Consider the following 10,710-nt stretch of genomic DNA (forward strand, 5'->3'; position numbering starts at 1 on the left):
TTTAGTTTAAACGCCTAAGATTTATGAGCTTTGTTCTGTGCTACTGGTATCTTCATCCGCTTCATTGTCCGGCTTTTTCTCTTCCACCATGCTAAATGCGGTGGCCGTGTTATTCATGGCTGGATTAGCACGCGCACTTTTCAGTTTGATTTGCAGACGAAGTTCATTGGTCGAATCAGCATTACGCAATGCTTCTTCATAAGAAATCGCACCTTCATTATAAAGATCAAATAATGCCTGATCAAAGGTCTGCATACCAAGTTCACGTGATTTACCCATAATTGCTTTTAATTCATGGAAATCACCTTTCAGAATAAGATCTGATACCAATGGTGTATTCAGCATAATTTCGACCGCGGCACGACGCCCCTTGCCATCTTCAGTACGGACCAAACGCTGAGAGACAATCGCTTTCATATTGGAAGACAGATCCATCAATAACTGATTACGGCGTTCTTCCGGGAAGAAGTTAATAATCCGGTCGAGCGTCTGGTTGGCATTGTTGGAATGCAGCGTCCCCAGACAAAGATGCCCTGTTTCGGCAAAGGCAATTGCATGTTCCATGGTTTCCGTATCCCGGATTTCACCAATCAGAATCACATCGGGTGCCTGACGCAAGGTATTTTTTAAGGCATTATGCCAGGAATGGCTATCTACACCGACCTCGCGATGGGTGATCATTGACTTCTTATGTTTATGTACATATTCCACCGGGTCTTCTACGGTAATGATATGGCCTGCTGAGTTTTCATTACGATAATCAATCATCGCAGCAAGCGAAGTCGACTTACCTGAACCTGTACCGCCCACGACGAGTACCAGACCGCGCTTTTCCATAATCACATGCTTGAGTGACTCTGGTAATTTTAACTTCTGGAAATTCGGAATTTCTGCAGTGATGGTCCGGATCACCATGCCGACATTGAGCTGCTGCTGGAACACGTTGACACGGAAACGTGAAACGCCCGGTACAGTAATGGCAAAGTTACATTCTAGTTCTGCTTCATATTCTTTACGCTGCTTTTCGTTCATCAGTGCATAGGCAAACAGTTTGGTTTTTTCTGGGGTGAGTTCCTGTTGCCCAAAAGGTTTCATTAATCCTTGATGTTTGATACTCGGAGGAAAGTCTGCGGTAATGAACAAGTCTGAACCACCATATTCAACGACCTTGGTCAGCATATGATGCATAAACTTACGTGCTTCTTCTAATAACTCTGCCGTAAACATATTTTCCTCTGTAATGCACAATGGTATAAATCTTCAAAAAAAGACTCATATCAATATATTTTGATTTTATTGTGCAGCGTTTTTTCAAAAGGCTCAAACACATTTGATTTATAAAGATAATTTTTTTAAATAATTCTGTGACCTGATTCAAAGAAAATAAAAATAAAGGGAAATGATCTTAATGAAATTAAAATCTAATATTTATAACTATTGATAAACTAGAGTTCAGATTTTAGAAAAGTAAATTGGAAACTCATCGAAATGAATCCGTCCACATATTTTTTTAAATAAGGAAATTAAATTAAAAATCTTGGTGGCTAAAGCTTTATGATCTTTAAACCACCGCTGAAAAATTATCATCCAACTTAACTGCATTTGAATGCAGCTTGATTTCAGCAAAATGTTGTATGTCAGATTCTGGAAAGTGTAGTTTCCTTAGACTGTTCCAGTATCCTCATTTTACTTCCTTCTTCCTGAAGAGCGGGATTGATGCGACTGCTCTTTAATTTGATCTGCAAACGCATTTCATTACTTGAATCTGCATTACGCAAGGCTTCGTCATAAGAAATAATTCCCTGGTTATACAAATCAAATAATGCCTGATCAAAGGTCTGCATGCCGAGTTCACGCGAACGCGCCATAATAGTTTTCAACTCGTAAAAATCTCCTTTACGGATAAAATCAGACACCAGTGGCGTATTCAATAAAATTTCAACGGCAGCTCTACGGCCTTGCCCATCCTCGGTACGGATCAAACGTTGCGAAATCACAGCTTTCATATTGGCGGATAAATCCATTAATAGCTGATTGTGGCGTTCTTCCGGGAAGAAATTAATAATTCGGTCTAAAGCCTGATCGGCATTATTAGAATGCAGGGTGGCCAAACACAGATGACCGGATTCAGCAAAGGCAATTGCATGCTCCATACTTTCGGTATCCCGGATTTCACCAATCACGATCACATCCGGTGCCTGACGCATGGTATTGATCAGCGCGTTATGCCAGGAAACACAATCTACGCCAATTTCACGTTGGGTAATCATGGACTTTTTATGTTGATAGACGTATTCCACAGGATCTTCTATGGTAATAATATGTCCTTCAGAATAGGTATTGCGGTGATCAATCATGGCTGCCAGTGTGGTGGATTTACCAACACCTGTCGCACCTACAATCAGAACCAGCCCACGTTTTTCCATAATCACTTGTTGCAAAGAGTTTGGTAGTCCTAATTGCTGAAAGCTTGGAATCTCCGTAGTAATGGTTCTGATTACCATCCCAACATTATGCTGTTGCTGAAAGACATTGACCCGGAAGCGTGATACACCCGGTACACTGATACCGAAATTGCATTCCATCACTGATTCAAATTCCTTGATCTGTCGTTCATTCATTAAAGCATAGGCAAACAAACGGGTTTTATCCGCTGCCAGTTTTTGCTGACCAAAAGGTTTCATCAAGCCCTGCTGTTTGATACTTGGTGGAAAATCTGCGGTAATAAAAAGATCGGAACCTCCATATTCAACCACTTTGGTCAGCATATGGTGCATAAATTTACGTGCTTCATCGAGCAATTCGGGTGTATACATATCCAGGTCCCTCAGATCATGTCCATCGCGCGATATAAAACGGTTTGATGCAGATCCTGAAAAATTATTGTTATTGTGAAATCACTTATTTTTTGATGTATTTATAAATATATTTTTAATGATTATTATTCTGTATGTTCAACATAGTAAAGGTGTTGATCGAAACTTTATAAGCAGTCTTCCTCTCAGTAGCATTCACTCATGCCTTTCCCTAACAATCAGAGGAAAGGCAAGACCGCAAATTTAAGCACTACGCTTTAAACCTTCCAGTCGCAGTGAATCTATCATATTTAACAACAGTTGTTCGGTTTTTGTCCAGCCCAGACATCCATCGGTAACCGACTGTCCGTAAACCATACCATTTGAAATTTTCTGATTGCCATCAACCAGATGACTTTCCAGCATCACACCGCGAACATTGGTCTGTAAGCGTTCTGCCACGATCTGCTCTAAAACCTCTGGTTGTAACATCGGATTTTTGGAACTGTTGCCATGGCTACAGTCAATCACTAATGCTGGCAATTCCGCTGAATGTTTGGCTTTGATTTTCTCGATTTCAGATAACTGGTAGTTCGGACCACTATTTGATCCACGCAGAATCAGATGGGCTTTTGGATTACCTTTGGAATTTAAAATACATGGTAAACCCGATTGGCTCATGCCCAGGAACTGATGCGGATGAGAAGCTGACTGAATCGCATCTAAAGCAATCTGAATCGAACCATCAGTGCCATTTTTGAAACCGATGCTGTATGGCATATGGCTGGAAATTTCGCGGTGGATCTGAGATTCACTGGTACGTGCACCAATCGCACCCCAAGCTAGTAAATCATCGAAGTATGCCGTCGCCATTGGACTGAGGATTTCCGAAGCAATCGGTAAGCCCATGCCAATAATTTTCAGGTAAAGTTCGCGAGATTTTTGCAGACCCAACTGCATATTGGATGAACCATCCAGTGCAGGATCGTATAGGAAACCTTTCCAGCCGACTGTGGTACGAGGCTTTTCAATGTAAGCACGCATGACCAGGAAAATCTGATCAGAAATTTGAGCCTGTAACTGTTTTAATTTTTCTGCATATTCAAGTGCGGAGGCTTCATCATGGATGGAGCATGGTCCGGTAATCACCATCAGACGGTGATCTTTACCCTCTAGAATGTTCTGTATGGTTTGTCGCTGTCCGGCAATCTGTTCAGCCAATTGTGGAGACAATGGCAATTGTGCTTTCAGTTCTGCCGGCAGGCTTAATAGAGTTTCAGTTTGCTGTTGTTGTGATGTAATAACGCTATTCATGACTTTCATCCTTTGGACTGATCAATACAGTCCGAACTTTTATTTGAGCTTTATGGGTCTATGTGTCTGGGTGCTAAGGTTCATCAACTGGTTAAAGTAGAACCAATAAAAGTTGCTAAAGTATGAATAATTAAAATAAGTCATGGCTGTCTCCAAAATTAGTAAATATAACAAGCATAAAAAAACCTGATCAGGGTTGCCGATCAGGTATAAACTGGGTGGGCAACCTTTTACTTGCCCGAACGCATTCAGGCAATCATCTAAACTGCCAGAAATAATAATAAGCGTTTAAGTTTACAGGTTGCTTGAGCATGTTATGTCATTCATAAAAATGTGAATATGAAATTTAAAATACGCGGTATATCAGTATTTGACAAGTAAAAATTGTAAAAAAAATATTTATTAGTGTGGCTATTTTTATTTATCAATCCACGTATTTGTCATAGCTATACCAAAGTTTGACAAGATCTGAAGCTACCTCAGACCTTGTCAAGATTCAGTTACTCATTATTAAAGCAGAATCAACGTGAAACACGGTTCCAAGCATCGCGAATCGCATATTTAGCCTGCTCCCAGTTCAGACGCGACTCGCCTTTTACTTGTTCCCATTTGATTCTTAAATCAGATTCGGCATCTTCAAAACGGGTGTTAGCATCATAATGGGCACGGTTTTCATAACCAACCTGATACGCCGTATGATAATCACGATCATAATCCAGATCGCTATAACTTGTACGTGCTTCAGTATAATAAGGCGTATTTAATGAATTTTCACGCCAATATGCTTCTTCTTCGGTTGGGTTTACCACTTCACCTACACCATGACCCGCTAACCCGCCAACCACTGCACCGACAACGCCACCGACAGCAGTTCCAACCGGACCAGCAGCAGAACCAATTGCTGCACCTGCAGCTGCACCGCCTGCAGCACCGACACCTGTACCTACCGGATGCGCACCCGGTTCACCAGTAATTGGATCGGCATTTAAATCATCACGTACTTCTTTCGGAGAATTCTTGATTAAATCACGATCAAAATTATCATTCGACATAGAGCTTATCCTTATTGTTGAAAATGGTTTTCTTAACGCATATCAATATGCTTTCATCACTATAAAGCTCTGAGCCAAAATGACTTTAGAAGGCTTGTGCGGATTCAGTTAAGCTCTGTGAGGGTTTTAGAGGCAAATGTATCCAATTTAAAATAAATAAACATAAAAAAGACCGGTATTTACCGGTCTTTTAAAATTGATCTGCTTAGTCAAAATGAATCACTGTACGGATCGACTTGCCTTCATGCATCAGATCAAATGCTTCGTTAATCTGCTCAAGCGGCATGGTATGGGTTACAAATGGTTCTAGCTGGATATCACCTTTCATAGCCTGCTCAACCATTCCTGGCAATTGTGAACGACCTTTTACGCCACCAAATGCAGTCCCCATCCATTTACGGCCAGTCACGAGCTGGAATGGACGAGTCGAAATTTCCTTACCTGCACCAGCGACACCAATAATGACTGATTGACCCCAGCCACGGTGTGCACATTCCAGTGCAGAACGCATTACGTCGACATTACCGATACATTCAAATGAATGATCTACACCCCAGCCTGTCATTTCCACAATGACTTGCTGAATTGGCTTGTCATAGTCTTTTGGATTTAAGAAGTCGGTTGCACCGAACTGTTTTGCCAGTTCAAATTTATCAGCATTGGTATCTACTGCAATAATACGGCTGGCTTTGGCTTGACGGGCACCTTGTACCACTGCCAACCCGATACCCCCCAGACCAAATACTGCAACCGTATCACCTTCCTGTACTTTTGCTGTGTTATGTACTGCACCAATACCTGTAGTGACACCACAGCCTAATAAGCAAACGTGTTCATGATTTGCTTCTGGATTGATTTTCGCCAGAGAAACTTCAGCAACCACGGTATATTCAGAGAATGTTGAACAGCCCATGTAATGGTAAATTGGCTCGCCATTATAAGAGAAACGCGTGGTACCATCCGGCATTACCCCTTTACCCTGAGTCGCACGTACAGCAACGCATAGGTTAGTTTTTCCAGATTTACAGAACAGGCATTCACCACATTCAGCAGTATATAGAGGAATCACGTGATCACCCGGTTTTAAGCTGGTGACACCTTCACCCACTTCAACCACCACACCTGCACCTTCATGGCCCAGAATTGCCGGGAATACACCTTCAGGATCTTCACCAGATAAAGTGAAAGCATCAGTATGACACACGCCCGTATGGCTAATTTTTACCAGAACTTCGCCAGCTTTCGGTGGTGCGACATCAACTTCAACGATCTGTAATGGCTCGCCTGGACCGAACGCTACCGCTGCACGTGATTTCATTTAAAACTATCCTTTGTTTGCTGATTTAACAGATGACTAACAGTAACCTCTTTCTATTCTGAGATTCAACCATTAACATCTTTAATATGGGAAGAATAAAGCCAAATAATTAATGGAAACTCAATGACTCACCGAACTAAAACACTTTGTATCAGTTTTATTAGCTTATCCATTTTTTTGACAGGCTGTGAGTTAGATCCAAACATATCGACTAAAGCAAAAATTACACCGGTACAATCCCAACACTGGATTCAAAAAACCGAAGCCCGGGAAAATGTTCAGGAAGGTTTAACCGCTTATTTGCCGCTATATGACGGTTTTATGAGTATTGCAGCACGACTACACCTGATCAATCACGCCAAGCATCATCTTGATTTGCAATATTATATCTGGAACGATGATTTTATTGGTAATCTGGTATTGTCCCAGTTGCTGAATGCCGCTGATCGCGGAGTTAAAGTGCGGCTATTAATTGATGACCAGAATGGTACCCAGCTGGATGATAAACTGCTTGCGCTGAGCCAACATCCTAATATCGAAACCAAATTATTTAATCCTTATAAATTTCGTCACTTTCGCGCCCTGGATTATGGGCTGCGTTTAAAGAAAGTGAATCACCGTATGCACAATAAATTGATCATTGCCGATGGCAGTGTGGCTGTCACCGGTGGCCGCAATATCAGTAGTGAATATTTTGAAGCCAGCAATGATTTTCAGTTTACCGATGTCGATATTTTCTTTGCTGGCAATGCGGTCACAGATGCCAACCAGTCTTTTATCGACTTCTGGAATGATACGCTGAGTTATGATATCCAGCAGATCTTAGAGGAAAAGTCTAAACCGGATGATTTGATTGAATTAAGAAAATTATTTGCTCAAACCCGTTTGGATGCCAAGGAAACCCAGCGTCGCGTCAATATTGCCGAGCAACAAATTGCCAAACAATTACAGTCACAACCTGTGCAATGGGCCAGTGCGCACTTTGTTGCCGATTCCCCCAGAAAAGCACGTCACACGATAAATGATGAAGACTTCATCTATACCCAGATGTTAGATCTGATGGGTGAACCAAAAAATCAGTTAGACCTGGTGTCTTCCTATTTTGTTCCCACCCAATGGGGAACGGATTATCTGAGCAAGCGTGCCCGAAATGGCTTGAAAATTCGGGTTGTCACTAACTCATTTTTGGCGAATGATGTGCCTGTGGTACATGCCTACTATCAGCAATACCGTAATCAATTGCTCAAAAATGGTATAGAAATCTGGGAATTTAAACCTTATATCGAACGTCGGGAACGTACCTGGTATGAAAAAATGACAGGTAATGTGATTCCAGCTAAAAATAAAAACAGCTCCAGCCTGCATGCCAAGTTTTTCCATGCGGATGGCAAAGTCTTTATCGGCTCTTTTAACTTTGATCCCCGTTCAGCCCGCCTGAATACTGAAGTCGGACTGGTGATCGAATCAGAGAAACTTCAAAATGAAATTGCAGCATCATTAGATAAATATCTGCCACGTATTGCTTATCAACTTAAGCTGAATGATAAAGGGGAAATTATTTGGCTTGACCAACAGAAAGACGGAAAAACTTTAAAATTTACACATGATCCTGAAACAACCCGATTCCAGCGTTTTATGATGCATTTAGTCACGACTTTTCCGGCTGAATGGGCAATGTAATGACAACCAGATGACAAAATCGAACTTCTACCTCATTTTAAAAATTGTTAATTTTAGGATTAATTGAAAATTGTGCAGGTTTTAGACGTTTATTCGATCAATGCGGTCATGATCTGTACCATAGCTCTAGATTGCCTTAAAATTACACTTTTCCAGTTTTTGCGAAGTTTTTTCGCCACACTCCCATGCAATTTTTTGATTTAAGCCGCCAATTTAAGTTAAGTGATATCCTCACACCAACCAAAACCCTTCAAGAATTATCCGCTCAGGAATGGTTTCTCGCGAAAATCCGTGTAGAGCATGACTGTATTTCTGATACAGAGGTGATTGAAGGTCAGGCTATCATCCAGTCCAATGAAAATATCCAGATTGAACTGGAATGGCTGATTCAAGATTCTGGCTATGATCTACAGGTGCTGTTTAAAGGTGTAGAAACTGAGGTCAATGAAGAAACTTTGGTCGTCGTCAAAGGTGCGAAACTGGTTGATGAGCAGCAACAATTACTATCTTCACAAGCTTTGAGTTTATGGATCGATGGCACGCTGTTGCCTTTATTACCGAATATTCGTCGTGAAATTAAATCTCGTTTAAATCTTTGGGATTATGTGGAATATGATGGTTAATATTTAAAGCCATCACTAAAACATTTAAGGGCGATTCAATCGCCTTTTTTATTTTAAAATTTCTATAGAGATGAATGGTAAGTCGTAATGTCTCAGCAATTTTATATATGCTCTATGCTATGTTAATGAAAATAATAAAAAATGAAGATGATCTTATGATGATAAACATTCAGCCTCAAGATTGGCTTAAGATCCGGAATGTCATTGCTGATGTCCAGCGTGCTGCCATGCACTGCTCGGTATCTACAATCACCTCTGATGGATTTCCTACAAGCAGTCCCATCGGCACTTTATTTTTACATGAATATAAACCCACAGGCTTTTTCTTTGACCGCTACTGTACCAGCCTGAAACAGAACCTTCCACATAGTTCGAAAGCGTGTATTCAAGCAGTAAATAGTAACCGCTCATTTTGGCTAAAATCTTTAATGAGCGGTAAATTTAGCAGTTATCCAGGTGTACGTTTATATGCGGAAATCAGTGAACTTCGACCTGCAACTGAAACTGAACTGGAGCTGGTCCATCGTAGAATAAAACTATTAAGATGGACCAAAGGCAGCCGCCTGATCTGGTCTGACTTTACCCATGTTCGGGATTTTCAGGCGCATGGTTTTAAATGGGTGGAATATCCACAAATGATACCGGATACATAGATTTAATACTTACTATTAGTTAGAAATTAACTATAAGTATGAATTTGTTTTATTTTCTTAATCCCAAAATGAAATATTTGCTTCAATCAAGATAGATTTAACGTAAACATTATAAGTATTGCATTCACCTTTATTGCTAAAACCTAAATCAGTCCAGCATCTCTAAACAATTCCCGATAGGCTTCCGCCTTTTTCTCCAAAGCCAATGGATAGGCTCGTGATGATGATGGCATTCGATAGAGTTTTAGTTCACGTCCAGCAAAATGTGCTTTACTCGGCTGCCCGATAGCAGGTTTTTCTGTGCCTTCAGGCATGGATAGCATCAGGGTTTCGGTCGCTTTATCGCCTGTGGTCATAATGCTATGACATAAAGGCATCTGAACAAGCAGTTTGTTGAGGTCAGTTGGCGTAACAATTTCCAGAAATTTATCTGAAGCATTCCCTTTCAATCGCCGGATCTGATACGCCGTATCAAAAATCGCAATACCTTTTTCCAGCAAAAATTCCCGAATCAACATCTCCTGAAAATTCTTATTGGCAAGATCCAGAAAGTAATCTTTATTATGATAGAAAATTAAACCAAATATCCGCCACATATCATTTTGATAATTTGGATAATAGAAACGCATTTTCCAACGTGTTTCTGGTGGCGGAAAACTGCCCATCATCAGAAGTTTGGAATTTTCCGGTAAAAAAGGTTCTAGAGGATGGGTTTCAATATCCGACATAAAATTTCACTAAATTAGTGTATAAAAATTCTATTCTAAAATTTTTGGCGGATTTTTGTAGCAACTTCCTGTCCCCAAAGCGTATAAACTTCTTTACTCGGGTGAAAACCGTCTTGGGCCATTTCCAGATTGAGTGCCTGATATTGTTTGATATCGTACTCAATCCACTGCATATTGGCTTTCTTGCTGACAAATTTCTCCAGCTCAGAGTTCATGGCTTTGGCATAACGACCAAATAACCAGGCTAATGGATTTGGTAAAGCCGGGAACATGTTCATTGGTGGAACGCTGGCCGCGATAATTAACTCAGGACTAAAGCAACTTTCAATTGTCTGATAAAGTTTCTGCTGCTTTTTAATCCACACATCTGCGGGTATCAGCTTGGTAACATCATTTACACCGACTGAAGTCACAGATCTCTTTCATAAATCAAAAAACGATCTTCTTTTTGGTTAATATTTGCACTCCGGATTTCTTGGCATTCGTGCATAATCTGCGGATGAAATACATCGATTCAAACAAGCTTTCTGATCCTCAGTTCAAGCGA

Annotated in this window: 9 protein-coding genes and 1 pseudogene; 3 read left to right on the plus strand and 7 right to left on the minus strand. The window is 40.7% G+C overall.

What is annotated here, in order from left to right:
• Positions 1 to 21: 21 nt before the first annotated feature.
• From B4033_RS04400 to B4033_RS04420, 5 genes are all read right to left on the minus strand, one after another.
• Complete coding sequence (locus B4033_RS04400) at positions 22 to 1,227, minus strand: PilT/PilU family type 4a pilus ATPase (protein WP_286832396.1); 1,206 nt, start codon at positions 1,225 to 1,227, stop codon at positions 22 to 24.
• 410 nt (positions 1,228 to 1,637) lie between these two features.
• Positions 1,638 to 2,816, minus strand: a complete 1,179-nt coding sequence (locus B4033_RS04405; RefSeq protein ID WP_286832399.1) for a PilT/PilU family type 4a pilus ATPase — start codon at positions 2,814 to 2,816, stop codon at positions 1,638 to 1,640.
• Between the two features lie 243 nt (positions 2,817 to 3,059).
• Positions 3,060 to 4,109 carry a 3-deoxy-7-phosphoheptulonate synthase gene (locus B4033_RS04410; protein ID WP_076753630.1) on the minus strand — a complete coding sequence of 350 codons (1,050 nt, stop codon included), beginning with the start codon at positions 4,107 to 4,109 and terminating at the stop codon, positions 3,060 to 3,062.
• A gap of 521 nt (positions 4,110 to 4,630) precedes the next feature.
• A complete protein-coding gene (locus B4033_RS04415; protein ID WP_004809525.1) occupies positions 4,631 to 5,161 on the minus strand; it encodes a hypothetical protein in 531 nt (176 codons plus the stop codon).
• 205 nt (positions 5,162 to 5,366) lie between these two features.
• On the minus strand, positions 5,367 to 6,479 hold the full coding sequence (locus B4033_RS04420) for an S-(hydroxymethyl)glutathione dehydrogenase/class III alcohol dehydrogenase (RefSeq protein WP_004895024.1): 1,113 nt from the start codon (positions 6,477 to 6,479) through the stop codon (positions 5,367 to 5,369).
• A 123-nt stretch (positions 6,480 to 6,602) separates the two neighbouring features.
• Here B4033_RS04420 and B4033_RS04425 point away from each other — a divergent pair, with 123 nt between their 5' ends.
• From B4033_RS04425 to B4033_RS04435, 3 genes are all read left to right on the plus strand, one after another.
• Positions 6,603 to 8,159 carry a phospholipase D-like domain-containing protein gene (locus tag B4033_RS04425; RefSeq protein WP_286832400.1) on the plus strand — a complete coding sequence of 519 codons (1,557 nt, stop codon included), beginning with the start codon at positions 6,603 to 6,605 and terminating at the stop codon, positions 8,157 to 8,159.
• A 185-nt stretch (positions 8,160 to 8,344) separates the two neighbouring features.
• Entirely contained in the window at positions 8,345 to 8,782 is a 438-nt protein-coding gene (locus tag B4033_RS04430) for a hypothetical protein (protein WP_286832402.1), read from the plus strand.
• Between the two features lie 125 nt (positions 8,783 to 8,907).
• Positions 8,908 to 9,435: a pyridoxamine 5'-phosphate oxidase family protein gene (locus tag B4033_RS04435; protein ID WP_286832403.1), complete on the plus strand. Its 528-nt coding sequence runs from the start codon at positions 8,908 to 8,910 to the stop codon at positions 9,433 to 9,435.
• Between the two features lie 143 nt (positions 9,436 to 9,578).
• Here the strand turns inward: B4033_RS04435 and B4033_RS04440 are convergent, their stop codons facing one another.
• Positions 9,579 to 10,163 carry a uracil-DNA glycosylase family protein gene (locus B4033_RS04440; RefSeq protein WP_286832404.1) on the minus strand — a complete coding sequence of 195 codons (585 nt, stop codon included), beginning with the start codon at positions 10,161 to 10,163 and terminating at the stop codon, positions 9,579 to 9,581.
• A 35-nt stretch (positions 10,164 to 10,198) separates the two neighbouring features.
• Positions 10,199 to 10,576: pseudogene (locus B4033_RS04445) on the minus strand (SGNH/GDSL hydrolase family protein); the annotation flags it as partial.
• Positions 10,577 to 10,710: the final 134 nt, after the last annotated feature.

The organism is Acinetobacter sp. UBA3132 (assembly GCF_002364825.1).
GTDB lineage: Bacteria > Pseudomonadota > Gammaproteobacteria > Pseudomonadales > Moraxellaceae > Acinetobacter > Acinetobacter schindleri.